The organism is Lelliottia nimipressuralis, assembly GCF_004402045.1.
In the GTDB taxonomy this organism is placed as follows: domain Bacteria; phylum Pseudomonadota; class Gammaproteobacteria; order Enterobacterales; family Enterobacteriaceae; genus Enterobacter; species Enterobacter chinensis.
Window position 1 is genome coordinate 1 of sequence record NZ_SOMG01000023.1, and the last position, 26,420, is coordinate 26,420.

Genomic DNA, 26,420 nt, shown 5'->3' on the forward strand with positions numbered 1-26,420 from the left:
CTCAGAAGTGAAACGCCGTAGCGCCGATGGTAGTGTGGGGTCTCCCCATGTGAGAGTAGGGAACTGCCAGGCATCAATCAGAAGAACCCCGTACCGGAAGGTGCGGGGTTTTTTGCTTTGTGCGCAGAAAAACCAATAGTGCTGTGGGTTTAGTAGGCCGGATAAGGCAAAGCCGCCATCCGGCAAAGCAGACTGCACGATCCCACGGCAAAGAGAAACAAGAATACTAAAGAAGGGATTTATAAACGCAGAAAAGCAAAAACCCAGCCATAGGCTGGGTTCTTTAAATAGTGGTGCCCGGACTCGGAATCGAACCAAGGACACGGGGATTTTCAATCCCCTGCTCTACCGACTGAGCTATCCGGGCAACGGAGCGCATTAAACCGCAATCACGCCCGATCGTCAACATTATTTCGGGAAAAGCTGTTCAACTGCTTAAGTTTGCGGCAACCTGTCCGCTTTCGCCGCGAAAATGCACAAATCTTCCAGACAGTACCAGTGTGATACGGCAATGCTGAGAGTAAGAGGAGGGCAGTATGACGAATGACTGGCTTGAGCTGCGTCAGCATGCAGGTACGGGTATTGAGACGATTAAAGCGCATTTCGAAGGACATGCCTATGATCCACACTGGCACGATAGCTATCTGGTAGGGATAACCCTCTCCGGCACGCAGCAGTTTCACTGCCGCCGTGAGCGTCATCGTAGTCAGCCGGGTGATGCATTTTTGCTTGAACCTGGCGAGATCCACGACGGCGATGCGCCTGTAGAGGGCGGCTTTACCTATCTGACCTTCTATCTGGATGAGCGTTGGCTCACCCGTGCGCTACAGGGGCTGTACGAATCAATTCCCGGGCACTATTCACTCCACTTTGCCCAAACGTTGACGCGGGAGCCGCAATTGGTGCGCGCTATCGGTGAGACGTTCTCCACTTTGCATAATGACGAGATGAAAATCGTTCAGCAGAGCACAATGGATAATCTGCTCTCCCGCATCACTGCCCATTGCCACTGGCGTAAGAAGCTCCCGTCGCAGTTACAAAGCGCTGCCGTGGCGCATCGTGCACGCGACTATCTTTATGCCCATATCGGCGAGAACGTGGGGCTGTCAGACCTTGCACGCGAGACGGGCACGGATCGCTTTACCCTGACGCGCTGTTTTAAGCGCGAGTTCAACCTGGCACCACACGCATGGCTTATTCAGCTGCGTCTGGCAAAGGCCCGACAGCTGCTGGCGCGCGGTGAGCAGCCTGTTGATGTAGCTGCGGCAGTGGGTTTTGCCGATCAAAGCCATCTGGGGCGTTGGTTTCAGCGGGCGTACCGTATCTCCCCAGCATACTACCGACGGTTGTGCACAAACCTTCCAGACGTTTCCAAAAAATAACGGCACATTCATGGCTCTAATAAAAAGGAGCCACCTGTGAGTTTGATACCCTTCCTGTTGTTCGCTTTCGTCGCCTCCATTACGCCGGGGCCAACCAATATTCTGGTGCTGACGAACAGCCAGCACTTTGGCGTAAAAAATACCGTACCTGCTATTCTGGGCGGGTGTATCGCGGCCAGCGCGATCGTGCTGGTATCAGGCGCGGGCGCAGGGGAAGTGCTGCGTCAGTATCCTTTGATACGTCAGATAATGAGCTGGGTGGGCGTGCTGTGGCTAAGCTGGATGAGCTGGCAGCTGTTTAGCGCCCCGGCAGCCAGTCTCTCCGCTAAAAGTCCTGTCCGATTCACCGCTCAGGCAGCGGCGCTGCTGCAGATTGTGAATCCGAAAACCTGGATGATGGCGCTGGCGGTTGTCAGCCTGTTTGCCCCGGCGGGCGACCATGCATTGCGGGATATCGCGCTAATGGCGCTATGGTTTCTGCTGATCTCGATAGCCTGTTTGATGTGCTGGGCGTGGCTGGGTAAAGCGGTGAACCAAATTTTTCGCACCACCGTGGCGATGGTGCGATTTCAACGTCTGATGGCGCTGTGTCTGCTCGTCTCCGCCTGGGCGGGCATGCTGGCTTAGGTCAGTGCTCCGCCCATACGGCACTGGGCAAAGCGCAGGATATCTTCCGCCAGGCGGTGCGCCGTATCCACATCGGCCTGGCTACGGTTCACCAGCATGCGGCTCAGGCAGCCCTCCAGCACCAGCTCCATCTGTTTAGCTACCATTGCCGGGTCATCCACTTCAAGCCGTGTCAGCAGCTCGTGGGTGAAGTCATGCGCCGCACGTTTTTGCTGATCCGCCAACTGGTGGATAGGATGGCCCGGATCCGGGAAGAATGTGCAGGCGGCGATGAACAGACAACCCGGATAGCGGTTGTTGCTGACACATTCCGTCAGGGCGGTATAGCGCGCCAGCAGCTTTTGTTCCACGGTCAGTTCTTCATTCAGCATCAGCTGCCTGCGCCAGACATCAACCTGTTGGCTGAGGTAGCGCAGGGCGTCATAAAGCAGCGCCTCTTTATCTGGCCAGAAGCGCTTAAGTTCATCCAGGGGGTAATCGATACGGTCGGCTACCATCTCAAGCGTGGTGCTGGCTATCCCTTGAATCTCAAGTAATTGCAGGGCTTGTCCCAGTACGTCTTCACGTTGCACGGTTATCTCCTCCGCTATTCCCAACGGTTTGTCCCGTCTAAAGTGTTGTTTACGGTTGGCGATTGCGCAAATGCGCGCTGAATGCCGTTGCATCCATAAACCCGGTTACACGCTGTTCTGGCTGCTCTTCACCCTGCTCATTGAAGAACAAAATGGTGGGCAGACCGAGAACGTTAAGCTGCTTCAGCAGAGCCTTATCCTGCGCATTATTGGCGGTCACGTTTGCCTGGAGCAAAACGGTCTCTTTCAGGGCGTTTTGCACCTGTGGATCGCTAAAGGTATATTTTTCAAACTCTTTGCAGGCGACACACCAGTCGGCATAGAGATCGAGCATCACCGGTTTGCCTTTTGCCTCTGCCAGGGCGCTGTTGAGTTCATCCACGTTTTTAATCTGGGTGAAGTTCAGATGTGCCTGTGTCTGAACCACGGGTGAACCAAACGCCCAGTCCTGTAGCGGGCGTACGCTCACCAGCGCGGCAGCCAGTAGCAGGATTTGCACCAGGCGCATCCACGCCTTTTTCGCCTCCAGGCTGACGATAAACGCCCAGGCAAAGAATGCTACGCCGAGCATCGCCCACAGGCGCAGACCCCAGACGTCGCCGATGATACGCTCAAGGAGGAACACCGGTAGCGCGAGAATGACAAAGCCAAACGCGGTTTTTACCGTCTCCATCCACGGCCCGCTCTTCGGCAGCAGACGATTGCCAAACACTGTCACCAGGATCAGCGGCAGGCCCATTCCCAGCGCATAGAGGTACAACGTACCGCCGCCGAGCCACATGTTGCCGCTCTGGGCGATATAGAGCAGGATGGCGCTCAGCGGTGCGGTGGTGCAAGGGGAGCAAATCAATCCGGCGATGGCCCCCATCACAAACACGCCACCTGGCGATCCACCCTGCTGGCGGTTACTCATCAGCGTTAAGCGAGTTTGCAGCGCAGATGGCAACTGCAGGGTAAACAGGCCAAACATCGACAGCGCCAGCAGGATGAAGACAACCGACAAGCCAATAAGCACGTAAGGATGCTGAAGCGCGGCCTGGAACTGTAACCCGGCAGCGGCAACCACAAGGCCAAGGGCAGTGTAGGTCAACGCCATACCCTGTACGTAAATAAAGGCCAACAGCAGGGCGCGTGCGGTGGAAAGCCGTTGCTTACCTCCCAGCACGATGCCAGAGATGAGCGGATACATCGGCAGCACGCACGGGGTAAAAGCAATGCCAATGCCAATCAGTAAGGCCCAGAAAGCTGAGAACGGAAGGTCTGCGCGGTCTTCGCTCTTCTCGCCTAAGGGGGGAGGGGAAACGGCAGCCGTCGCTTTCACTTCGCTGAGCGGAACAACCTTCGTTTCCGGCGGATAGCAGAATCCGGCATCCGCGCATCCCTGATAGGTCACCGTCAGCGTCGCACCTTTATCCGCCTGATTCACCGTGACGGGCACGCTTAAGCGCTGGCGGTAGATTTCACTCTTGCCGTAAAACTCGTCCTTATGCCACTCGCCAGCGGGCAACTGCAGTGCGCCCACGTTTGCCTGGGCTGGGGTGATGCTTACCTGCTTGCGATAGAGGTAGTAGCCCTCTTTTACCTGCCAGGTGAGGGTCAGGTCGTGCTGGTTTTGCTGAAAATCGAAGATAAACGCCTGGTCGGCAGGGATGAAGGTCGAACGGCCGGGTGCGTCAAACAACCCGGCAAATACTGATGTGCTGCACAGCAGCAGGATCAGCGTAAGGAAGCGTTGAGCCATGAGAGATAATCGTTATCGCCATGAACCACTGGCAGGACCAGCAGCTCCGGGGTTTGGTAAGGATGATGAGATTTGAGGCAGTCCAGGAGCGCCTGCTGATTCGCCAGATTGGTTTTGAGCAACATCTGAACTTCGTACTCTTGCTCCAGCTTACCTTCCCAATAATAAAGGGAGGTGGCACCGGGGAGGAGCGTCACGCAGGCGGCCAGTTTTTCGGCCAGCACTTTGGCGGCGAGATCCTGGGCAGAGGCTTCATCAGGGGCGGTACACAGTACGACAACAGCATCAGGCGTGTTCACAAGTCGACCTCCTCATCACGAAAGGTTTCACTATATCACGCAAGACAACAGGTCATTAATGAAACGGGCCGCAGAGCGGCCCGATTTTAACTATTTTTACAACCACTCACCGTTTACAGCACCATGCCGCCAATGATAAAGCCGAGGATCACGCAAAGTGAAATGGCGATCACGCCCGGGATCAGGAACGCATGGTTAAACACATATTTACCGATACGGGTTGAGCCGGTGTCATCCATCTCTACCGCCGCCAGCAGGGTTGGGTAGGTAGGCAGCACGAACAGGGCAGAGACGGCAGCAAACGAGGCGATGGCGGTTAACGGCGTTACGCCCAGCATCAGTGCCGCAGGCATCAGCGCTTTGGTGGTTGCGGCCTGAGAGTAAAGCAGCGTCGCAGCAAAGAACAGCACGACCGCCAGCAGCCACGGGTAATTGTGCAGCAGGTCGCCGGCGACGGTCTGGATATCGCTAATGTGCGCTTTTACGAAGGTATCACCAAGCCACGCCACGCCGAGGACGCACACACAGGCGCTCATACCGGATTTGAAGGTGCTGGCGTTCAGCACTTCACTGGTGTCGATTTTACAGGTGATGCTAATCAGCGTCGCGATGGTCAGCATGAATACGACAATCGCTTCGTTACGCGGCAGAACCGGGTTCTGGATCAGTCCCACGGTATCGCTGATAGCAGTCGCGTAGAACATGACGGCAACGATACCAATCAGGAACAGCAGCACGGAGCGTTTCGCGTGCGGCTTCAGTTCGAAGACCTGGCTACCGCGCAGCTTCACTTCACCTTTCGCCAGGCGCTCCTGATAGACCGGATCGTCTTTCAGCTCGGCACCGAGGAAGTTACACAGCACGGCGGTAATCATCACCGCAATCAGCGTGACCGGAATACAGATTGCCAGCAGCGTCAGGTAGCTCACGCCCATCGGCTCAAGAATACCGGCGAAGAACACCACTGCGGCAGAAATCGGCGATGCGGTGATCGCAATCTGGGAAGCCACGACGGCGATAGAGAGCGGGCGAGAGGGGCGGATACCCTGCTCTTTTGCCACTTCCGTAATCACCGGCAGCGTAGAGAACGCGGTGTGACCCGTACCGGCGAGAATGGTCATAAACCAGGTTACCAGCGGGGCAAGGAAGGTAATGTACTTTGGATGGCGGCGCAGCATACGCTCCGCCAGGCTTACCAGGTAGTCCATACCGCCTGCCACCTGCATGGCGGCGATAGCGGCAATAACTGCCATGATGATTTCGATAACGTCAAACGGGATTGCGCCGGGTTTAATCTGAAAGATAAGGGTAAGAACGAGCACCCCGAGACCGCCGGCAAAACCGATGCCGATACCCCCGAGTCTTGCTCCCAAATAAATCGCCAACAAGACGATGACGAGTTCTGCTCCAAACATAAGGACCTTCCTTGCTTATTAACAAGTTGATATTGAATTGTTGTATTTTGGTAACGCCTAAAAAGAAAAAAGGCACGTCACAAGTGACGTGCCTTAAGAAGCCTAGCCTGAACGGTTACTGTTCGCTTTCATCGGTATATCGTTTCGCTTTATATGCCGGGTGCATCAGGTTTTGGGCCGAGAAGATATCGTCCAGCTCGGCTTCGGTCAACAGCCCACGCTCCAGCACCACTTCACGTACGCTCTTACCGGTTTCAGCACAAATCTTACCGACGATGTCACCGTTGTGGTGACCAATGAACGGGTTGAGGTAGGTGACGATCCCGATGGAGTTATAGACATAACCTTCACAGACTTCTTTATTCGCTGTGATGCCGTTAATGCATTTTTCCAGCAGGTTGTAGCAGGCGTTCGTCAGGATATGGATAGATTCAAACATCGCCTGGCCAATCACGGGCTCCATCACGTTCAGCTGCAGCTGACCGGCTTCAGAGGCCATGGTCACGGTCGTATCGTTACCGATGACTTTAAAGCACACCTGGTTTACCACTTCTGGCACAACCGGGTTCACTTTAGCTGGCATGATGGAAGAGCCGGCCTGCAACTCTGGCAGGTTGATTTCGTTCAGGCCAGCGCGCGGACCGGAAGAGAGCAGGCGCAGGTCGTTACAGATTTTGGAGAGTTTCACCGCCAGACGTTTCAGGGCGCTGTGTACCATGACGTAGGCGCCGCAGTCTGAGGTGGCTTCAATCAGGTCTTCTGCAGGCACAACCGGCAGGTTAGAGACTTCAGCCAGCTTCTGTACCGCCAGCTGCTGATAGCCGTCCGGGGTGTTCAGGCGCGTACCGATGGCAGTTGCGCCCAGGTTCACTTCCAGCAGCAGCTCGGAGGTGCGCAGCAGGTTTTTGGTTTCTTCGTTCAGCAGCACGTTAAACGCGTGGAATTCCTGGCCGAGGGTCATTGGCACCGCGTCCTGCAACTGGGTACGACCCATTTTCAGGATATCCTGGAACTCAACGGCTTTACGCTGGAAGCCATCACCCAGCTGATTGATCGCATCCACCAGTTTCACCACAGAGGCATACACCGCGATACGGAAGCCGGTAGGGTAGGCGTCGTTGGTGGACTGGCATTTGTTCACGTGGTCGTTCGGGTTCAGGTACTGGTATTCACCTTTCTGGTGACCCATCAGCTCCAGGCCGATATTTGCCAGTACTTCGTTGGTATTCATGTTGACGGAGGTGCCCGCGCCGCCCTGGTAGACGTCAACCGGGAACTGATCCATGCATTTGCCGTTGTTCAGCACTTCATCGCAGGCAGCGATAATCGCATTTGCCGCGCTTTTAGGAATGGTTTGCAGCTCTTTGTTGGCCAGTGCTGCGGCTTTCTTCACCATCACCATGCCACGGACAAACTCAGGGATGTCGCTGATTTTGCTGTTGCTGATGTAGAAGTTTTCAATCGCTCTCAGAGTGTGGACACCGTAGTAGGCATCCGCTGGAACTTCCCTGGTACCCAACAAGTCTTCTTCGATACGAATGTTGTTTAACATGTGAACCTTCTTTTCAAGCTGCCGATGGATTGTACTAAACACACAGTATTTATGTGGTTTTGAATATTTTCTGGCCGACGATTATTCCCTCAATCAGCCAGATGTTCGAGATCATATGCTGATGATAGCGAATTGCCGTAAGCTGGATCACTTATTATCGACCCGATTTCATGATAATTATTAATCTGTGAAATGAGTCACCGCTTTAATATTTCCAAAAAAAATATCCGTGCAAACTGATTGAATTTTCGCTAACCGTCACCATCTCATACAAACGCGCGTCGCGAACACATTCAGACAGGGGCCCGACGGCACCTGCCACACAGGAGATGCCAGTGCGCTGGATACCGTTTATTGCTTTCTTTCTCTATGTTTACATCGAGATTTCCATTTTTATTCAGGTTGCCCACGTGCTGGGCGTCCTGCTGACGCTGATTCTGGTGATTTTCACCTCCGTCATCGGCATGTCGCTGGTGCGTAATCAGGGTTTCAAAAATTTCCTGATAATGCAGCAGAAGATGGCTGCTGGCGAAAGTCCGGCGGCGGAGATGATCAAAAGCGTATCGCTGATTATTGCGGGGCTGTTGCTGATTCTGCCGGGGTTCTTCACCGACTTCCTTGGCCTTCTGCTGCTTCTGCCGCCGGTGCAAAAACACCTGACCATGAAGCTGCTGCCGCATCTGCGGTTTAGCCGTATGCCTGGCGGAGGTTTTAGCACGGGACCAGGCGATACGTTTGAAGGGGAGTATCAGCGTAAGGATGAACAGCACGACCGTTTAGATCATAAAGACGATCGATAAGTTTGTTGCCCGGTAGCGCTTCGCTTACCGGGCCTACTGGAGCGCACCGCGCTTTGGTAAAAACGCCCATAGCCCCGCCAGCATGATAATGGCGTACATACTCTTCCATCCCACCATCGCCAGCAACAGCAGGCAAAGCACACCCCCGATGACCGCCAGGGCTTTATAACGACCTTTCAGCAGACGACAACCCGCGAGCATACACAGCAGATAGATCATGATAAAAATGCCGTTGGCGTAGACGATCAGCGCATCCAGATTGATCTTCAGGGCGTAAATACAAAGCGTGCTCAGCACGCAGCAGCCCAGTACGGCATTCAGGGCGTTCAATGGCAGCTGGCGTTTAGACAGGTGCGCAAGGCGGCTCTCGGGCCTATAGCGCGCCTGAGACCACACCAGACGGGCAAAACTCTGGATATAAATATTAAGGCTGGCAAAACAGGCTAGATAGCCTATAACGCAGGCGACCCATAACGCTTTCACCCCAAACAGCTGCACCACAATGCCGGGGAGCGAGGCAGCGGCAGCTTTATCCGCACCGAAGGCGTCGAAGTGTAATACCAGTACGGTACAAGCCCAGTAAACCGTACCTGCCAGCAGCAGGCCAATCATTAGCGCGCGCGGGAAATCGCGTTCAGGCTGTTTAAATTCAGAGGCCAGATGGGCGAACGCTTCAAGTCCAACAAAACACCAGAACATGACGGAGAGTGCGGCGAAAAGCTGTGAATGGTCGACGTCTGTTACCGCCGGGAAAGGAATATCTTTCAGCGTGATATCACCCGCCCACCAGATGACGGCAATTAAGGTAATAATCAATACCGCAACCAGCGTTTGCAGATTCGCGCTCGAGCTGGCGCCGCGAGAGCCAACCCACCAGACGATAGCCAGCGTACCCAGTTCGGCCAGCAGCAGCTGTTCGTTATACCAGCCAAACAGCGCCTGACCAAAGCCGGTCGCAATATGCAGCGCAGCAGGGAGGCCAACCGGAATAACGGAGAGAAACAGCCAGCCGGTCACACGCTCCAGTCGCGGGCCAAAGGCCAGCCCGACAAAGTGCGCCACGCCGCCCGCGCTGGGGAAATGCCGCCCCAGGATGGCAAACACAATGGCTATCGGGAAAACCAGCACAATCAGCACCGGCCAAGCCCACAGGCTGTTATTTCCTGCCACCAGCGCCGCCAGTGCCGGTACGGCAAATACACCCGTACCTAACAAGGAGGTGGAGAGCAGGCCAACACCTTGCGCCAGCCCTAACTCCTGCTTGAGTCCACTCATTGACATCGCCCTGCCAATACGAAAAGAGAGGCGATGGTAACACTTTCGCAAATTTTTTTTTCGACTCCCCCTTGAAGGGGGAAAAAGCTAACCCCATCTCTCAGGGCACTAGTCGGAAAACCGCATGCGGGCCGACGTCATCCATAACTGATAATGACTTTCTCAAAGGAGAGCTATCAATGAGTATTCGTCCGTTACATGATCGTGTGATCGTCAAACGTAAAGAAGTTGAAACCAAGTCTGCTGGCGGCATCGTTCTGACCGGTTCTGCAGCAGCCAAATCAACGCGTGGCGAAATCATCGCTGTCGGTAAGGGCCGCATCCTGGAAAACGGAACTGTGCAGCCACTGGACGTTAAAGTTGGTGACATCGTAATTTTCAACGATGGCTACGGCGTGAAATCCGAGAAGATCGACAATGAAGAAGTGTTGATCATGTCCGAGAGCGACATTCTGGCAATTGTTGAAGCGTAATTTACGCACGAGAATTTGAGGAAATAAGAACATGGCAGCTAAAGACGTAAAATTCGGTAACGACGCTCGTGTAAAAATGCTCCGCGGCGTAAACGTACTGGCAGATGCAGTTAAAGTGACCCTGGGCCCGAAAGGCCGTAACGTAGTGCTGGATAAATCCTTCGGCGCGCCAACCATCACCAAAGATGGTGTTTCTGTAGCACGTGAAATCGAGCTGGAAGACAAGTTCGAAAACATGGGTGCGCAGATGGTGAAAGAAGTTGCCTCTAAAGCGAACGACGCTGCAGGCGACGGTACCACCACCGCAACCGTACTGGCGCAGGCGATCATCACCGAAGGTCTGAAAGCCGTTGCTGCGGGTATGAACCCAATGGATCTGAAACGTGGTATCGACAAAGCTGTCACTGCCGCTGTTGAAGAACTGAAAGCGCTGTCCGTACCATGCTCTGATTCTAAAGCGATTGCTCAGGTTGGTACTATCTCCGCTAACTCCGACGAAACCGTAGGTAAACTGATCGCGGAAGCGATGGACAAAGTCGGTAAAGAAGGCGTGATCACCGTTGAAGACGGTACCGGTCTGGAAGACGAACTGGACGTGGTTGAAGGTATGCAGTTCGACCGCGGTTACCTGTCCCCATACTTCATCAACAAGCCAGAGACTGGCGCTGTTGAGCTGGAAAGCCCGTTCATCCTGCTGGCTGACAAGAAAATCTCCAACATCCGCGAAATGCTGCCAGTTCTGGAAGCCGTTGCAAAAGCAGGCAAGCCACTGGTTATTATCGCTGAAGACGTTGAAGGCGAAGCGCTGGCAACGCTGGTGGTCAACACCATGCGCGGCATCGTGAAAGTGGCAGCGGTTAAAGCACCTGGCTTCGGCGATCGCCGTAAAGCGATGCTGCAGGATATCGCTACCCTGACCGGCGGTACCGTAATCTCTGAAGAGATCGGTATGGAACTGGAAAAAGCGACCCTGGAAGACCTGGGCCAGGCGAAACGCGTTGTGATCAACAAAGACACCACCACCATCATCGATGGCGTGGGTGAAGAAGCCGCTATTCAGGGCCGCGTTGGTCAGATCCGTAAGCAGATCGAAGAAGCAACTTCTGATTACGACCGTGAAAAACTGCAGGAGCGCGTAGCGAAACTGGCAGGCGGCGTTGCGGTAATCAAAGTCGGTGCTGCGACTGAAGTTGAAATGAAAGAGAAAAAAGCACGCGTTGACGATGCGCTGCACGCGACTCGTGCTGCGGTAGAAGAAGGTGTGGTTGCTGGTGGTGGTGTTGCGCTGGTGCGTGTTGCCGCTAAACTGGTTGGCCTGACCGCGCAGAACGAAGATCAGAACGTGGGTATCAAAGTTGCGCTGCGCGCAATGGAAGCACCTCTGCGTCAGATCGTATCCAACGCCGGTGAAGAGCCATCTGTTGTGACCAACAACGTGAAAGCGGGCGAAGGTAACTACGGTTACAACGCGGCAACGGAAGAATACGGCAACATGATCGACTTCGGTATCCTGGACCCAACTAAAGTGACCCGTTCTGCTCTGCAGTACGCGGCATCTGTTGCTGGTCTGATGATCACTACCGAGTGCATGGTGACCGACCTGCCTAAAGGCGATGCACCTGACTTAGGTGCTGCTGGCATGGGCGGCATGGGCGGTATGGGCGGCATGATGTAATCGTGCGCTTTACCTCTTAGAATGTGAAAAACCCCCGGGCAGAAATGCTCGGGGGTTTTTCTTTTGGTCATCTTTTAGGTATAAGATTTACACACGGACAACTACTGTCCAGCTTATTGAAACCGAGGAATAACATGCGCGTAAAAGTCTGTGCAGGGATCGTAGGAGCAGCATTGCTGCTGGCGGGTTGTAGCTCCAGCAATGAGCTGTCGGCAGCGGGCCAGGGTGTTCGCTTTGTGGAAGATAAGCCGGGCAGCGAATGCCAGCTGTTAGGCACCGCATCCGGTGAGCAAAGTAACTGGATGTCGGGTCAGCATGGCGAAGAAGGTGGCTCGATGCGCGGTGCGGCGAATGCCCTGCGTAACCAGGCTGCGGCAATGGGCGGTAACGTGATTTACGGCGTGAGCAGTCCAACGCAGGGAATGCTGTCCAGCTTCGTGCCGACGGCCAGCCAGATGAACGGCCAGGTCTATAAGTGCCCGAACTGAGTTAACTTGCTGATGGCGCTGTGCCCGGACCTCGTAGGGCTGGTAAGCGTAGCGCCACCTGCCTTTTACTTCTGCCGCAGCTGCAAGTCCAGCGGCGTCTTACTCGGCTCACCGCCAATCTCACGTGCCAGCTTCGGCACCATATAGCCTGAAACCAGTGTTAACAGTTCGCGCACGATCTGCCGGGCTTCTTCATCCGTCACCATGAAATGGGCCGCGCCCTGAACGCGATCCAGCACGTGCAGGTAATAGGGCAGCACGCCCGCATCAAACAGCGCATTGCTCAGATCAGCCAGCACGCGGGCGCTATCATTTACGCCACGCAGCAGCACGCTCTGGTTCAGCAGCGTCACTCCCGCTTTACGCAGACGCACCATCGCCGCGCGAAAGGCATCGTCAATTTCGTTCGCGTGGTTAATGTGGTTCACCAGCAGGACCTGCAGTCGAGACTGCTCCAGACGCGAAACCAGGCCGTCAGTGACACGTGCCGGAATGACAATCGGTAAACGGCTGTGAATGCGCAGACGCTTAATATGCGGGATGGCTTCAAGCTGGCTTAGCAGCCAGTCCAGCTCATGATCTTTCGCCATCAGCGGGTCGCCCCCGGAAAAAATAATCTCATCCAGCTCCGGATGGGTGGCGATATAGTCCAGCGCGACCTGCCAGTTGCGTTTATTGCCCTGGTTTTCGGCATACGGGAAGTGCCGACGGAAGCAATAACGACAATTTACCGCACAGCCGCCTTTTACCAGCAACAGGGCACGGTTGAGATACTTGTGCAGTAAACCCGGAACCACACTGTTCTGCTCTTCAAGAGGATCGGTGCTATATCCCGGCGCAGTAATGAACTCATCTTGCGAAGTAAGCGTTTGTTTTAATAAAGGATCATCAGGGTTCCCTTTCTCCATTCGGGCAACAAACGCGCGGGGAACACGCAGGGCAAAGAGGCGCTTCGCCTCCCGGCCTGCAAGCAACTCTGGGTGTTGATCGAGGTCTAAAAGACGCAGCAATTCATCAGGACTGGTGATTACATCGGCAAGTTGCGATAACCAATCTTCTCTGGACGGGGTGTTTAGGGTTACAATATGCGCCATTTTGTGGCTTAGCTACCAGTTAACAAATTTAGAGGGCCTTATGGCAACGTACTATAGCAACGATTTTCGTGCTGGTCTTAAAATCATGATGGACGGCGAACCGTACGCGGTTGAAGCCAGCGAATTCGTTAAACCAGGTAAAGGCCAGGCATTCGCACGCGTTAAGCTGCGCCGCCTGCTGACTGGTACCCGTGTTGAGAAAACCTTCAAGTCTACTGACTCCGCTGAAGGCGCTGATGTTGTTGATATGAACCTGACCTATCTGTACAACGACGGTGAGTTCTATCATTTCATGAACAACTCTACTTTCGAACAGCTGTCTGCTGATGAGAAAGCGGTAGGTGATAGCGCTAAATGGCTGCTGGATCAGGCTGAGTGCATCGTGACCCTGTGGAACGGCCAGCCTATCGCTGTGACCCCACCAAACTTTGTAGAGCTGGAAATCGTTGAAACCGATCCAGGTCTGAAAGGCGATACCGCCGGTACTGGTGGTAAGCCTGCCAAACTGTCTACCGGTGCAGTGGTTAAAGTTCCGCTGTTCGTACAGACTGGCGAAGTGATCAAAGTGGATACCCGCTCCGGCGAATACGTATCACGCGTGAAGTAATAGTCAGGGCGCAGCGCCCGCTGCGCCTGATTTTTGCAGGCAGGGATGATGAAACGTACCGTTAAAATTCTGCTTCTGTTAGCGCTTTCCAGTGCATTGCTTTCCGGCTGTAACACCACGCGTGGAATGGGACAAGACATCCAGGATCTTGGTCATATCATTTCTCACGCCGCCAGCTAAGTTCGTCTAATTTTCCTAAAAATGCTTCCTTTTCCGTCAACCGACGGGATCTTGTCTATTCTTAAGTTGCTATACACAAAACAACTTTGGCTATAAAAGGAAGATATTATGGTTAAGAAGACAATTGCAGCGATCTTTTCAGTCCTGGTACTTTCTTCAGTGTTAACAGCCTGTAATACCACGCGTGGCGTCGGTCAGGATATTTCTGAAGGTGGCAGCGCAATCTCTGGCGCGGCAACCAAAGCTCAGCAGTAATTAACAAACGGTACGGGACCAGGCGGGTTTCGTACCGTCAGCTTTCTGATTCCTGCAGGGATAAGAACGGTGAAAAACGCGTATCCATATGCAGTTTCATGCGGATATTGCGTTTATAGGTATAAACCGTTTTTCCGTTGATACTCAGGTGAGCAGCAATCTTCTGATTGCTCGCGCCGTCCATCCACAATGTCAGCACTTTCTCTTCCTGCCGGGTCAGCAAGGGAGCGGCCATCGTTGGCCTTTCAGCGCTTGCGCGCGACTTTAATGCGTCGTTGATAACCGTTGCCACTTTATCAAGATGGGCGTTTTTCAACAGCGACGACCAAACCGGGAACTGTCCAAGCCAGTCTGTCAGGCCACTATCTTCTCCTGATTGCAGCAAAATAAACGGCAATCGTTCACTGGCGTTAAGCAAGGAAGAGAGCTGTTGAAAATGGTGGATATCCTGCCTGAAGCCGTACAGGTCAGCGATAACCAGCGTGGGTTTCCATTGCAGAATATGCTCTCTGGCAAGAAACAGATTATTCAGCCCGGTCACGACGAAGTGCCCCGGGAACAAACCGGAATGATTGAGCCACGCTTCAAACCCCGTACGGGTGAAGTGACAACGGTCAATCAAAAGAATTTTGAACATAATAGATTCGCAGTCGGCTAGTGGTTTGGCTTCCTGCCATCAGAAAGCACATCATGATAGAGAAGTCGGATCAGTGATAAAAGCCTGAACTGCGCGCCATACTGAGGCTATTTCTTGCCTTAACATGTTCAGCACAAAGAGATTGAAAAAAAATCGTCCGTTAACCAAAATATAGGGCGTAATCTCTGCCTTACGGGACGACCCGTAAGCGTTTCTTTCACCGGGGACGGCCCCAACTTGTATTAAGTTAAGGAGCCTGAAATGTCCTGGATCGTTCTTTTTATTGCCGGCCTGCTCGAAGTGGTATGGGCGATTGGCCTGAAATATACCCATGGTTTTACCCGTCTGACGCCAAGCGTCATCACCGTTACTGCGATGATTGTGAGTATCGTCATGTTGTCCTGGGCGATGCGCTCTCTGCCTGTGGGAACGGCTTATGCCGTCTGGACGGGTATTGGTGCGGTAGGTGCTGCCATCACGGGCATTCTGCTGCTGGGAGAGTCAGCGAGTCTGGCGCGTATCGCCAGTCTCGCTCTGATTGTGGCGGGGATCATTGGGCTGAAGCTCAGCGCCCACTAATGGGGTTGTTCTACCCAGATGAGTTTTGATACATCAAACCCTTGCCGGGTCGCGACGCCCAGCATCTGCTGTTTCATCTCCGCTGAGATGGTTGGCGTGCGGGAGAGTATCCACAGGTAGTTGCGATCCGGCCCGCAGACCAGCGCATGGCGGTACTCTCTGTCGAGTGCGATCACGTTATAGCCGCCATAGAAGGGGCCAAAGAAAGAGACTTTAAGCGCGGCTCTTCGCGGGTCGCCAGTGAAGTACGCTTTCCCAATCGACTGTTGCCACATCTCCCTGTCGGGATTATAGCCCCGGTTGATCACCTGAATACCGCCATCATCCATTGGGCTGTAATGTGCAGTGACCTTCTCTAAGCCCTGCTCAAACCGGTGGTCGAGGCGCGCGATTTCATACCATGTTCCGAGGAAGCGTTGTGCATCGAAAGGCGTGACGACGGTAACGCCAGGTGGTGGGGTAGGGGAACTGCAGGCAACCACTAAAAACGCGGCTGTCACCGCGGCGATAACAGGCAGAATGCGCATAGGAGTTTCCTTACTGTTTTTGTTAAGTGTAGATGACAGCAGGGAAAATGCGGAGGATTGTGCGGAGTGTTTCGCCGGGTAAGCGAAGCCGCCACCCGGCAATGTTTTACTGCAGCGTGTCGAGAATGCGGTATGCCGCCTCAACGCGTGCCGGGTTCGGATAGCTTTTATTCGCGAGCATCACAATACCGATCTGCTTTTCAGGAATAAATGCCACGTAGCTGCCAAACCCGCCAGTCGAGCCTGTTTTATGGACCCAGGACGCTTTGACCGGAGGAGCCGGTGGATTCACCTCTGCCACGGGCAATGGCGCCAGCGCCACCTTATTGTCGCTGCCCCCGACCACGGTTTTGGCATCGACCGGCCAGTTAAGCATTTCCCAGCCTAACCCCTGATACATGGCACCTACGCGCCAGTAGCGAGACTGCGCCAGGGCAATGCCTTGCCTGAGTGAGGTATCCTTAAGGGAATCGGGGGCCATGTTGACCATCACCCAGTTCGCCATATCCTTCACGTTGGTTTTTACGCCATAGGCTTCCGCGTCGAGCATTCCTGGCGAAACGTGTACCGCTTTACCGTCACGGTATCCCCAGGCGTAATGCGCCTCTTCCGCTTTCGGAACGTTAATCCACGTATGGTCAAGTTTGAGCGGCTTAAAGACCCGCTTCGTCATGGCCTCTTCAAAGCTCATGCCGGAGGGTTTAACCGCGAGGGCGCCAAAAAGACCGATGCTGGCGTTCGCATAAAGACGCGTGGTGCCCGGCTTCCACTGCGGTTGCCAGTTTTGATAAAAGCGTAGCAGAGAGGCGTTATCAGTGACCTCATCCGGTACCTGCAGCGGTAACCCTCCTGCGGTATAGGTTGCCAGATCCAGCATGCGAATTCCCTGCCACTGCTTTCCTGTCAGCTCAGGCCAGTACTTTGTCACCGGATCGCCCAGCGATATTTCACCGCGAGCAATAGCATCTCCACCCAATACGCCGGTGAAGGTTTTACTTATAGAGCCCAGCTCGAACAAGGTTTGCGGGGTAACGGGTTTGTTCGCTGCGACATCAGCTTTACCAAAGGTAAAATAGTGCGGCTGACCCTGATAAATCACCGCCACCGCCATACCCGGGATGGCCTGCGCTTTCATTAGCGGCGTAACGGTACGTTCTACCATCTCAGCCAGCTGTTTTTCTGACATTGGCGCAGCAAATACTGAGCAGGAGGCGCTGAGCAGCAGGGCGCAGCAAAGGGATTTTGTCATCATCAGTTATCTTCCGTAATAGCGGTTCAAGAGAGTGTCCGGGCCCTTCAGACAGCAGTAGTCTGTTGGATTTGACTGTGGCTGACAAACGGTTAAATTTAGCATTAGCTGTTAATTTTTCTAACGGATGAGACCATGACGCGAAGCTATCTCCCGCTTAATTCGCTTCGAGCCTTTGAAGCCGCCGCAAGACATCTCAGTTTTACGCATGCGGCCATTGAGCTGAACGTGACCCATTCTGCCATTAGCCAGCATGTTAAAACGCTGGAACAGCATCTTAACTGTCAGCTCTTCGTGCGCGTTTCGCGCGGGTTAATGTTGACCACCGAGGGGGAAAATTTACTGCCGGTGCTGAACGACTCGTTCGACCGTATTGCCGGAATGCTGGATCGCTTTGCCAGCCATCGTGCTCAGGAGAAGCTAAAAATAGGTGTGGTGGGCACCTTCGCAACGGGGGTGTTATTTTCGCAGCTGGATGATTTTCGCCGTTGCTATCCGCATATTGATCTTCAGCTTTCCACCCATAACAACCGCGTCGACCCGGCTGCTGAAGGGCTTGATTACACCATTCGCTACGGTGGCGGAGCGTGGCATGGAACCGATGCTGAATTTCTTTGCTCTGCACCGCTGGCTCCGCTCTGTACCCCCGACATTGCCTCCTGCCTGAAAAGCCCGGCCGATATCATGAAGTTTACCTTGCTGCGCTCCTATCGGCGCGACGAGTGGGCCGCGTGGATGCAGGCAGCGGGTGAGCATCCTCCCTCGCCGACGCACCGGGTGATGGTGTTTGATTCGTCCGTGACCATGCTTGAAGCGGCTCAGGCCGGCGTAGGGATTGCCATTGCACCTGTCGATATGTTTACCCATTTACTCAGCAGCGAGCGCATTGTGCAGCCGTTTGCAACGCAGATTGACCTCGGCAGCTACTGGCTGACAAAACTACAGTCGCGGACAGAAACCCCCGCAATGCGCGAGTTTGCTCAGTGGCTGGTAGGGAAGATGCAGAAATAAAAGGCCCGCCGGATGGCGGGCCAGATGCGTCAGATAGTGACTACGGCAATCAGCGTCACCACGGTCAGGATGGTCGCCAGACCGTAGAATACCCATTTACCGTTCGGTACATGGATTTTCAGGTCATGCATCGCATGGTGAATACGGTGCAGACCACACCACAGCGGCAGGACGATCATCAGGAAGATGAACACGCGACCGATAAAGCTGCCCGCGAACGCCAGTACGCGTTCGTAGCTCAGCGCATCGCCCGGGAACAGCCCCAGCGGCAGCATAATGCCGACCAGCAGGATGATGACGGGGGCGATGATGGCGCTCCACATGCCGCCAGCGCCAAACAGACCCCAGAAGACCGGCTCGTCAGAACGTTTTGGATTTGGATTGATCACAGTAGTCTCCTTACCAGAACAGTGCGACAAACAGAATGACCACGGTGACAAGAATTGTCACTGCCCAGAGTCCTTTAATAACAGGCTCTGGCCCCATTTTCTCGCCTTTAACGATGATGTTCGCCGCTTTTGGTGCCAGTTCAAACCAGGTTTTGGTATGTAGCAGCGCAGCCGCGAGCACGATCAGGTTCAGAACAATGATGATCGGGTTTTGCAGGAAGCCAACAAAACTCGCCCAGGTTTCCGGACCGTGCTTGAGGGCAAAGACACCATACATCAGTTCAAGGCTGAACCAGACTGCCGGTACCGCCGTGCCTTCACGCAGCATGTAGAAGCGATAAAACGGCAGATTTTTCCACCAGGTGGACGGCACAGGCCGAACATAGGCTTTGCGTTTAGTCGTCATCATGCACTCCTTAGCGTGGTTTCAGGGTAGCGATAAGAAAGTCTTTCGAGCTTTCCACTTTCCCCTGCTGAATGGCGGCGGCCGGGTCGACGTGCTTCGGACAAACTTCGGAGCAGTAACCCACAAAGGTACAGCTCCAGACGCCGTTCTGGCTGTTAAGCTGCGCCATACGTTCTTTTTTACCGTGGTCGCGGCTGTCCTCGTTATAGCGGTGCGCCAGCGTAATGGCGGCCGGGCCGATGAACTCGGGGTTCAGCCCAAACTGTGGACAGGCGGCGTAGCAAAGACCGCAGTTTATGCAGCCGGAGAACTGATGATATTTCGCCATCTGGGCCGGCGTCTGGGTGTTTGGCCCCTGATCTGGCGTGCGCGGGTTGCCAATGATGTACGGCTTAATGGCTTCCAGGCTTTCGATAAAGTGAGTCATATCGACGACCAGATCGCGTTCAATCGGGAAGTTACCCAGTGCTTCAACCTTGATGCCTTTGGTGTACTCGCGCAGGAAGGTCTTACAGGCCAGCTTCGGCACTTTGTTAACCATCATGCCGCAGGATCCGCAGATCGCCATGCGGCAGGACCAGCGGTAGCTCAGGTCCGGCGCCAGGTTGTCTTTAATATAGCCGAGCGCATCCAGCAGGGAGGTTTGCTCGTCATAAGGCACTTCATAGAAAGCGCTATGCGGTGCGGCGTCCACCTCCGGGTTGTAGCGCACCACTTCAATTTTAAGTTTTTGCATCTCAGCCATTCGCCTTCTCCTTCTTCTCGGCGGCTTCTGCTTCTGCACCGTACACGCGTTTAGCCGGTGGCAGCGTGGTGATTTTCACGTCGCTGTAATCCAGACGTGTGGTGCCATCCGCATCGCGCCAGGCGAGAGTGTGTTTCAGGAAATTGACGTCGTCACGTTCGGTACAGCCTTCATCAAGACGCTGATGTGCCCCGCGCGACTCTTTACGCGCCAGCGCAGAGTGCGCCATACATTCCGCCACGTTCAGGCCGTGACCCAGCTCGATGGTGTAGAGCAGGTCGGTGTTGAAGACGCTGGAGGTATCGGTGATGCGTACGCGCTTGAAGCGCTCCTGCAGCTCCGCCAGCTTATCGACGGTTTTTTGCATCAGCTCAGGGGTACGGTAGATACCGCAGCCTTCTTCCATCGACAGGCCCATTTCATCACGGATCTTAGACCAGTTCTCGTTACCTTCCTGGTTCACCAGATCTTTCAGGCGTTTTTCAACGTCTGCAACCTGCGCATCGAGCGCGGCACCGTTGGCTTCGCCTGCTGTAGCCGCACGCTCCATCGCGCGCTCGCCCGCCATGCGGCCAAAGACGACCAGCTCTGCCAGCGAGTTAGACCCGAGACGGTTGGCACCGTGCAGACCCACGGAGGAACACTCGCCTACGGCAAACAGACCTTTAATACGGGTTTCACACTGCTGGTCGGTTTCGATCCCGCCCATGGTGTAGTGCGCCGTTGGGCGTACCGGAATCGGCTCTTTCACCGGGTCGACGCCCACGTAGGCTTTTGCCAGCTCACAGATGAACGGCAGACGTTCCAGCAGTTTCTTCTCGCCGAGGTGGCGCAGGTCAAGATAGACCACATCGCCGCGCGGCGTGGAGATGGTGTTGCCTTTGCGCCACTCGTGCCAGAAGGCCTGGGACACTTTGTCGCGCGGACCGAGTTCCATGTATTTATTCTTCGGCTCGCCGAGCGGGGTTTCCGGACCCATACCGTAATCCTGCAGATAGCGGTAGCCGTTTTTGTTGACCAGAATACCGCCTTCGCCGCGGCAGCCTTCCGTCATCAGAATGCCTGAACCTGGCAGGCCGGTTGGGTGATACTGCACGAATTCCATATCGCGCAGCGGTACGCCGTGACTGAGCGCCATGCCCATGCCGTCACCGGTGACGATGCCGCCATTGGTATTGTAGCGGTACACGCGTCCCGCACCGCCCGTTGCCATCACCACCGCCTTGGCGCGGATCTGGACGAGCGTGCCTTCCATCATGTTCATCGCCACCAGGCCACGCGCCTGTCCGTCATCAACCAGAATGTCGAGGACGAAATGCTCATCAAAGCGCTGAATTTGTGGGAACTGAAGGGAGGTCTGGAAGAGGGTATGCAGCATGTGGAAGCCGGTCTTATCGGCAGCGAACCAGGTACGTTCGATCTTCATTCCGCCGAAGCGGCGAACGTTGACGCTGCCGTCCGGACGACGACTCCACGGACATCCCCACTGCTCAAGCTGGGTCATCTCCGTTGGACAATGGTGCACAAAGTAGTCAACGACATCCTGTTCGCAAAGCCAGTCGCCCCCTGCAACCGTGTCGTGGAAATGGTATTCAAAGCTGTCATGATCCTGCGCAACGGCGGCGGATCCTCCTTCTGCTGCCACGGTGTGGCTGCGCATTGGATAGACTTTTGAAATCAATGCGATTTTAGCGTTTGGATTAGCTTGCGCTGCAGCAATCGCAGCACGTAATCCAGCCCCGCCAGCGCCAATTACGGCAAGATCGGCCTGAAAAGTTTGCACGACATTCCTCCAGATTTTTGTTATTTCGCAACGCGACAAACTAAAGGTAGTTCACCCGTCCAAAAGGACGATTGCGAAAGCGTTTCCACTGCTCCTTTATGGGTAAAACAGTATAACCGTGTAGATGACAGGGAAATTTGACGTGTTCGATTTTTTTGCTGTTCTGTACGGCGATTTATCATGGAGATTGATGAATTACGTCACGTAATTGCTCACTTAAATGAAATGCGCTTTTTTACTGCGCAAAATTTGTCTCTGTCCCAGCTAACGAGTAGACTTCGTGCCCTTGTATGAAATCGGAGAACAACTCATGAGCGAAACGGCCACCTGGCAGCCGAGCGCATCCATTCCAAATCTGTTAAAACGCGCAGCAATTATGGCGGAGATTCGCCGTTTCTTTGCCGACCGCGGAGTCCTGGAGGTGGAAACGCCGTGCATGAGTCAGGCAACGGTAACGGATATTCATCTGGTCCCGTTTGAAACCCGTTTTGTTGGCCCTGGTCACTCTCAGGGTATGAATTTGTATCTGATGACCAGCCCGGAATATCACATGAAGCGCCTGCTGGCGGCGGGATGTGGCCCGGTGTATCAGCTGTGCCGTAGCTTCCGTAATGAAGAGATGGGGCGTCACCACAATCCGGAATTCACCATGCTGGAGTGGTACCGTCCGCATTATGATATGTACCGCCTGATGAATGAGGTGGACGATCTGCTGCAGCAGGTACTGGAGTGCCCGGAAGCGGAAACGCTCTCCTATCAGCAGGTTTTCCAGCGCTATCTGGAAATCGATCCGTTATCCGCGGACAAGCCTCAGCTGCGCGAAGTGGCGGCAAAGCTGGATCTGAGCAACGTGGCAGATACCGAAGAAGATCGCGACACGCTGCTGCAACTGCTGTTCACCTTTGGTGTTGAACCCCAGATTGGCAAAGACCGTCCGACGTTTGTCTATCACTTCCCGGCAAGCCAGGCCTCACTGGCGCAGATCAGTACCGAGGACCACCGTGTGGCAGAGCGTTTTGAGGTCTATTACAAAGGCATTGAACTGGCTAACGGTTTCCACGAACTGACTGACGCCCGCGAACAGCAGCAGCGTTTCGAGCAGGATAACCGCAAGCGCGCCGCGCGTGGCCTTCCGCAGCAGCCTATTGATACCAACCTGCTTGAAGCGTTAAAAGCGGGCCTGCCGGATTGCTCCGGCGTGGCGCTGGGTGTGGATCGTCTGGTGATGCTGGCCCTGGGCGCAGAACAGCTGGGTGATGTGATTGCGTTTACCGTAGATCGCGCCTGACGGCTTTTCCCCTCTCCCGTGGGAGAGGGTTGCCTTGCTATCTTACAAACTTCCCGCCGGGCGCTTACGCGCCGCTGACGTCAGTGTTCTTCCACTCTTGCGACCGTCCAGCGTTTCCAGACGCATCTGGAACGGTGGGAACGGCATATCAATACCGTGCTCGCGGAAGCCCGCCAGAATCAGCTGGTGGATCTCATGACGCAGCGGCATACGGTGCCCCATTTCGGCGGCGTAAATTCGCAGCTCGAAAATCTGGATCCCCTGCTGTAGATCAACCAGGAACACTTCCGGCGCCGGGTTATCGAGCACCAGAGTACAACGTTCGGCGGCGGTGTAGAGGATCTGCGTAACCTCTTCACTGTTGGCATCCGACGGGGCCGGCACGGTCAGCACCACACGCGTGACGGAGTCTGACAACGACCAGTTGATAAACTGCTCGGTGATAAACGCCTTATTTGGCACGATGATCTCTTTACGATCCCAGTCGCTGATCGTCGTGGCGCGGGTGTTGATCTTCGTTACGCTCCCGGTCAGATCGCGGATCGTCACCGTATCGCCAATACGAATCGGTTTTTCAAACAGGATGATCAGGCCGGAAACAAAGTTTGCGAAAATCTCCTGCATACCAAAGCCAAGACCAAACGTCAGCGCGGCGACCAGCCACTGCAATTTAGACCACTCAATGCCAATCATTGAGAACCCAACCATCCCGCCAAAGAGCAGAATCAGGTACTTAGTGATGGTGGTAATGGCGTAACCCGTCCCCGGTGTTAAATCCAGATGTTGCAGCAGCGCCAGCTCCAGCAGCGCCGGGAAGTTGCGGACCAGCTGCGTGGTGATGATCAATACCAGAATGGCAATCAGCACCGCCCCTAAGGTAATCGGCTCCAGGCTTTCAACACCCTGCACCGTGGACGTAACGTCCCACAGGGAGATGTTCTCCAGGAAGCCAAATGCGGAATGGATCTCCGACCACAGGAAGATGACCGACAGGAGGGCAATCAGCATCAGGATGGAACGAACCAGACGCAGGGACTGGGTGCTGATGGCATCCAGATCCAGTTCGACCTCGTCCGCTTCCGTCGTGCCTTCCGTACTGTTGACATGGTTTGGCTCCTCCTCACCCCGCGCTCGCTGGGCGAGGATCTCTGCCCGGCGATGCTTGGCACGGTCAAACGCCAGACGGCGCCGCTGGATCAACATCCAGCGGCGGATCACGTGGTACACCACCAGAAGCAGGAACCAGATTGCCACCGAGGTTTCCAGCCGCGCCAGCAGCGCCTGCGCGGTTGCCAGGTAACCCACTGCGGCCGCCAGCATTGCAATCAACGGCGCGCTAAGCAGCAGGTTCCAGAGCAGCCGGTTGAACATGTTGTCGCCGCTACCGGATTTATCCAGATAGAGAGGTATCCCGGCGCGCTTCAGGCTGAGCGTGACGATGGCCAGCGCCCCGCAAATCAGCATAAAGCAGAGGCGGCCCAGCGAGCCTGAGAACTCCCGGTCGTTGAGATTATCGAACATGATCAGCGCCATAATCAGCGGCACAATCAACCCGATGCTCATCAGGTAATAACGCATGGCGCGTGCAACGCGGTTACGCGGCCAGCCAAAGTGGGCGATAAACAAGCCGTTGGGGCGCGCGAACGTGGCACAGATCATCACGACCCATAGCAGGGGCACGGTGGCGGTGACGCCATCGCCAATCGCTACCGCGAGCGGATAGGGCCAGGCTTCCCGCAGGCCATACCCCAGCGTCATCCATAGCACTGGCAGCGGGGAGGCAACAAGAATCGACCAGAATACGGTACGCAACGTCAGCCAGAAGTGATCCTGGGTGACCTTGCCTACCCGGGAGCTGGACCGCTCCAGGAAACGGGTGAAATGTCTGCGCGAGTAAATGCTGCAGCCCACCAGAATCAACGCTCCCAGCAGCGGGAAAATGGTCTCTTTGCTGGTGAGCATCATCACGCTGGCCTGGCCCAGCTGGCTGAAGGTGTCCAGCGAAATCAGACGGCGCAGGTCCTGGACAATATCAATCGGCCACGAGAAGGTCATCGGACGCACGTCGGACGTCCAGAAGAGATAACGGTGCGTTGCCTCGTTCACCTCTTTCAGCGCATCTTCCAGCTGGCTGTTAGAAACCTTCAGCTTGGTCAGTTCCAGAATCAACGTATCCCCGCCCTGGAGCAGAGAGTTCAGCAGTTCCCGCTGGGTGCGCAGCTGGGCTTCCAGAATACGGTTTTGCTCGCTGGTCAGGGGCTGTCCGTCAGCCTGACGGATCTGGCGGATTTGCGGCTGTTTATTGAGGAGATCTTCAAAGTGCAGCCGCTGAACGCGCAGCTGGGCCATCTCGGTATCCAGCTGTTGCGGCTTCGGCATTTCCGGCAGACGTGCGACCTGGGCGCGTAGCGCCTCACCCAGCAGGTTTGATGACCCAAGCCACTGGGACTGTTCGCGCAAGGTATTGAGCGCCTGGCGAACCTGAAGGGTTTGATTGGTGGCCTGGCGCTGTTGCGAGGCAACCAGATCCATACGCTGCGCCTGTTGATTCAGCGCGGCAGACAGCTCACGGTTAATCTTAAATTGTTGGACAATACCGGCAGGCAGATTATCGCTGTTTTCCGCTAGCAGTTCAGTACTTTCCAGCGCGCGCTCCGCTTCACGCTGGCGCTGGCTGTTGAGCTGATTGCGCAGGGCCTGTAGATACGCGTCCAGTTGCTCGCTCTGCTTCTGAGCGAGTTCAGAGCGCATCCGCGACAGTTCCTGACGGTTATTGGCGGAGAGCTGCGCCAGCTCCAGCTCATCGACAAGGGCCTTCAGACGAGCCGATTCTGCCTGCAGGCCCAGATTTTGTGCCTGAGCTTGTGGCGTATTGCCGCTTTGTGTCCCAACGCGACGCTCAACTTCATTAAGCTGGCGGCGGGCGTCGGTTTGCTGTTGCGGTAGCTGGCTGAGGGAGTCGGCAATTTCACGCGCACGCTCCTGCTCCTGCTGCGCCAGACGGCTCTTTTCAAGAAGCTGGCTGCTGACCTGCAGGATCTCCTGGTTCAGGGCGTCGGAGGTCATGCCTGCGGGCACGTCGCGCGGTTCATCTCGCAGATTATTGAGCTGCGCGCGCAGCGTCTGCGAGAGTTTGGGGAAGTTGTCGATAACCTGCTGATACTGCTGAGCGCGCTCAAGAGAGCCTTTCCGCTCTTCAAGCGCGTTCAGGGCAGACTGGAGCGACTCAACCGTCTCTGGCTGAGCGGGTTTTGCCGCTTTTGCCTGCTCCAGTTCCTGGGTTATCTGTTTGGCGTCGGGGGCTGTCGCTGCGTACGCCCCCATGCTGAGGCACCAGGCCATCAGTAGAACGATAATCGGGCGCACGTCAG

At 55.0% G+C, this 26,420-nt stretch carries 27 protein-coding genes and 1 tRNA gene; 12 read left to right on the forward strand and 16 right to left on the reverse strand.

All coding sequences use genetic code 11. The features are described 5' to 3' along the window. Positions 1 to 291: 291 nt before the first annotated feature. Positions 292 to 367: transfer RNA gene (locus tag E3U32_RS14795), tRNA-Phe, on the reverse strand. A gap of 169 nt (positions 368 to 536) precedes the next feature. Between E3U32_RS14795 and E3U32_RS14800 the strand changes: the two genes are divergently transcribed. Next, the gene (locus tag E3U32_RS14800) at positions 537 to 1,382 is read left to right on the forward strand and encodes an AraC family transcriptional regulator (RefSeq protein WP_134349399.1); all 846 of its coding nucleotides are present in this window, start codon (positions 537 to 539) and stop codon (positions 1,380 to 1,382) included. A gap of 36 nt (positions 1,383 to 1,418) precedes the next feature. Further along, complete coding sequence (locus E3U32_RS14805) at positions 1,419 to 2,009, forward strand: LysE family translocator (RefSeq protein WP_134349400.1); 591 nt, start codon at positions 1,419 to 1,421, stop codon at positions 2,007 to 2,009. On the opposite strand, the gene E3U32_RS14810 is transcribed toward E3U32_RS14805, so the two are convergent. The 5 genes from E3U32_RS14810 to aspA form a co-directional block, all read right to left on the reverse strand. Continuing rightward, positions 2,006 to 2,581: a transcriptional regulator gene (locus tag E3U32_RS14810; protein ID WP_134349401.1), complete on the reverse strand. Its 576-nt coding sequence runs from the start codon at positions 2,579 to 2,581 to the stop codon at positions 2,006 to 2,008. The two genes, E3U32_RS14805 and E3U32_RS14810, sit on opposite strands and share 4 nt — an antisense overlap. Before the next feature lie 49 nt (positions 2,582 to 2,630). Further along, positions 2,631 to 4,322: a protein-disulfide reductase DsbD gene (locus E3U32_RS14815; protein ID WP_134349402.1), complete on the reverse strand. Its 1,692-nt coding sequence runs from the start codon at positions 4,320 to 4,322 to the stop codon at positions 2,631 to 2,633. After that, entirely contained in the window at positions 4,298 to 4,621 is a 324-nt protein-coding gene (gene cutA, locus E3U32_RS14820) for a divalent cation tolerance protein CutA (RefSeq protein WP_014168278.1), read from the reverse strand. Before cutA ends, E3U32_RS14815 begins: the two co-directional genes overlap by 25 nt. Positions 4,622 to 4,734: 113 nt before the next feature. Beyond that, positions 4,735 to 6,036: an anaerobic C4-dicarboxylate transporter gene (locus E3U32_RS14825; RefSeq protein WP_134349403.1), complete on the reverse strand. Its 1,302-nt coding sequence runs from the start codon at positions 6,034 to 6,036 to the stop codon at positions 4,735 to 4,737. Between the two features lie 115 nt (positions 6,037 to 6,151). Next, positions 6,152 to 7,588 (reverse strand): aspartate ammonia-lyase, encoded by a 1,437-nt coding sequence (gene aspA, locus E3U32_RS14830; RefSeq protein WP_003855923.1) that lies wholly within the window; start codon positions 7,586 to 7,588, stop codon positions 6,152 to 6,154. Between the two features lie 335 nt (positions 7,589 to 7,923). Between aspA and E3U32_RS14840 the strand changes: the two genes are divergently transcribed. Beyond that, a complete protein-coding gene (locus tag E3U32_RS14840; RefSeq protein WP_025758222.1) occupies positions 7,924 to 8,388 on the forward strand; it encodes an FxsA family protein in 465 nt (154 codons plus the stop codon). 33 nt (positions 8,389 to 8,421) lie between these two features. On the opposite strand, the gene yjeH is transcribed toward E3U32_RS14840, so the two are convergent. After that, positions 8,422 to 9,663, reverse strand: coding sequence for an L-methionine/branched-chain amino acid transporter (gene yjeH / locus E3U32_RS14845; RefSeq protein WP_134349404.1), 1,242 nt, complete (start codon positions 9,661 to 9,663; stop codon positions 8,422 to 8,424). A 179-nt stretch (positions 9,664 to 9,842) separates the two neighbouring features. Here yjeH and E3U32_RS14850 point away from each other — a divergent pair, with 179 nt between their 5' ends. The 3 genes from E3U32_RS14850 (at position 9,843) to E3U32_RS14860 (ending at position 12,299) form a co-directional block, all read left to right on the forward strand. Next, on the forward strand, positions 9,843 to 10,136 hold the full coding sequence (locus E3U32_RS14850; protein ID WP_003855929.1) for a co-chaperone GroES: 294 nt from the start codon (positions 9,843 to 9,845) through the stop codon (positions 10,134 to 10,136). Between the two features lie 31 nt (positions 10,137 to 10,167). Next, a complete protein-coding gene (groL, locus tag E3U32_RS14855; RefSeq protein WP_134349405.1) occupies positions 10,168 to 11,811 on the forward strand; it encodes a chaperonin GroEL in 1,644 nt (547 codons plus the stop codon). A gap of 134 nt (positions 11,812 to 11,945) precedes the next feature. Continuing rightward, the gene (locus E3U32_RS14860; RefSeq protein ID WP_047346101.1) at positions 11,946 to 12,299 is read left to right on the forward strand and encodes a DUF4156 domain-containing protein; all 354 of its coding nucleotides are present in this window, start codon (positions 11,946 to 11,948) and stop codon (positions 12,297 to 12,299) included. A gap of 65 nt (positions 12,300 to 12,364) precedes the next feature. On the opposite strand, the gene epmB is transcribed toward E3U32_RS14860, so the two are convergent. After that, positions 12,365 to 13,393 carry an EF-P beta-lysylation protein EpmB gene (gene epmB, locus E3U32_RS14865; protein ID WP_134349406.1) on the reverse strand — a complete coding sequence of 343 codons (1,029 nt, stop codon included), beginning with the start codon at positions 13,391 to 13,393 and terminating at the stop codon, positions 12,365 to 12,367. Between the two features lie 40 nt (positions 13,394 to 13,433). Between epmB and efp the strand changes: the two genes are divergently transcribed. The 3 genes from efp to ecnB all read left to right on the forward strand — a co-directional run bounded on the left by efp (position 13,434) and on the right by ecnB (position 14,435). Next, the gene (gene efp / locus E3U32_RS14870) at positions 13,434 to 14,000 is read left to right on the forward strand and encodes an elongation factor P (RefSeq protein WP_010427766.1); all 567 of its coding nucleotides are present in this window, start codon (positions 13,434 to 13,436) and stop codon (positions 13,998 to 14,000) included. A gap of 48 nt (positions 14,001 to 14,048) precedes the next feature. Beyond that, positions 14,049 to 14,180 carry an entericidin A/B family lipoprotein gene (locus tag E3U32_RS14875; RefSeq protein ID WP_024907352.1) on the forward strand — a complete coding sequence of 44 codons (132 nt, stop codon included), beginning with the start codon at positions 14,049 to 14,051 and terminating at the stop codon, positions 14,178 to 14,180. Between the two features lie 108 nt (positions 14,181 to 14,288). Further along, complete coding sequence (gene ecnB, locus E3U32_RS14880) at positions 14,289 to 14,435, forward strand: lipoprotein toxin entericidin B (protein WP_003025482.1); 147 nt, start codon at positions 14,289 to 14,291, stop codon at positions 14,433 to 14,435. 37 nt (positions 14,436 to 14,472) lie between these two features. Here the strand turns inward: ecnB and E3U32_RS14885 are convergent, their stop codons facing one another. Beyond that, positions 14,473 to 15,072 (reverse strand): helix-turn-helix transcriptional regulator, encoded by a 600-nt coding sequence (locus E3U32_RS14885; RefSeq protein ID WP_134349407.1) that lies wholly within the window; start codon positions 15,070 to 15,072, stop codon positions 14,473 to 14,475. Between the two features lie 261 nt (positions 15,073 to 15,333). Between E3U32_RS14885 and sugE the strand changes: the two genes are divergently transcribed. After that, positions 15,334 to 15,651: a quaternary ammonium compound efflux SMR transporter SugE gene (gene sugE / locus E3U32_RS14890; RefSeq protein ID WP_134349408.1), complete on the forward strand. Its 318-nt coding sequence runs from the start codon at positions 15,334 to 15,336 to the stop codon at positions 15,649 to 15,651. Here the strand turns inward: sugE and E3U32_RS14895 are convergent. Together E3U32_RS14895 and blaACT are read right to left on the reverse strand one after the other, a co-directional pair. After that, a complete protein-coding gene (locus tag E3U32_RS14895; protein ID WP_134349409.1) occupies positions 15,648 to 16,178 on the reverse strand; it encodes a lipocalin family protein in 531 nt (176 codons plus the stop codon). The two genes, sugE and E3U32_RS14895, sit on opposite strands and share 4 nt — an antisense overlap. A gap of 106 nt (positions 16,179 to 16,284) precedes the next feature. Beyond that, a complete protein-coding gene (gene blaACT / locus E3U32_RS14900) occupies positions 16,285 to 17,430 on the reverse strand; it encodes an ACT family cephalosporin-hydrolyzing class C beta-lactamase (RefSeq protein WP_134349410.1) in 1,146 nt (381 codons plus the stop codon). Positions 17,431 to 17,562: 132 nt separating this feature from the next. Here blaACT and ampR point away from each other — a divergent pair, with 132 nt between their 5' ends. After that, positions 17,563 to 18,438: a LysR family transcriptional regulator AmpR gene (gene ampR / locus E3U32_RS14905; protein ID WP_134349411.1), complete on the forward strand. Its 876-nt coding sequence runs from the start codon at positions 17,563 to 17,565 to the stop codon at positions 18,436 to 18,438. 29 nt (positions 18,439 to 18,467) lie between these two features. Here ampR and frdD read toward each other — a convergent pair whose 3' ends face one another. The 4 genes from frdD to frdA are packed head-to-tail and all read right to left on the reverse strand — an operon-like array spanning position 18,468 to position 21,761. Continuing rightward, entirely contained in the window at positions 18,468 to 18,827 is a 360-nt protein-coding gene (gene frdD, locus E3U32_RS14910; RefSeq protein WP_134349412.1) for a fumarate reductase subunit FrdD, read from the reverse strand. Between the two features lie 10 nt (positions 18,828 to 18,837). Beyond that, positions 18,838 to 19,233 carry a fumarate reductase subunit FrdC gene (frdC, locus tag E3U32_RS14915; RefSeq protein ID WP_134349733.1) on the reverse strand — a complete coding sequence of 132 codons (396 nt, stop codon included), beginning with the start codon at positions 19,231 to 19,233 and terminating at the stop codon, positions 18,838 to 18,840. Positions 19,234 to 19,243: 10 nt separating this feature from the next. Next, positions 19,244 to 19,978, reverse strand: a complete 735-nt coding sequence (frdB, locus tag E3U32_RS14920; protein WP_134349413.1) for a fumarate reductase iron-sulfur protein — start codon at positions 19,976 to 19,978, stop codon at positions 19,244 to 19,246. After that, positions 19,971 to 21,761 (reverse strand): fumarate reductase (quinol) flavoprotein subunit, encoded by a 1,791-nt coding sequence (gene frdA, locus E3U32_RS14925; protein WP_032641375.1) that lies wholly within the window; start codon positions 21,759 to 21,761, stop codon positions 19,971 to 19,973. Before frdA ends, frdB begins: the two co-directional genes overlap by 8 nt. A gap of 310 nt (positions 21,762 to 22,071) precedes the next feature. Here frdA and epmA point away from each other — a divergent pair, with 310 nt between their 5' ends. Then, positions 22,072 to 23,049: an elongation factor P--(R)-beta-lysine ligase gene (gene epmA / locus E3U32_RS14930; RefSeq protein ID WP_047346111.1), complete on the forward strand. Its 978-nt coding sequence runs from the start codon at positions 22,072 to 22,074 to the stop codon at positions 23,047 to 23,049. A 42-nt stretch (positions 23,050 to 23,091) separates the two neighbouring features. On the opposite strand, the gene mscM is transcribed toward epmA, so the two are convergent. Continuing rightward, positions 23,092 to 26,415, reverse strand: coding sequence for a miniconductance mechanosensitive channel MscM (gene mscM, locus E3U32_RS14935; protein ID WP_134349414.1), 3,324 nt, complete (start codon positions 26,413 to 26,415; stop codon positions 23,092 to 23,094). Positions 26,416 to 26,420 lie beyond the last annotated feature (5 nt).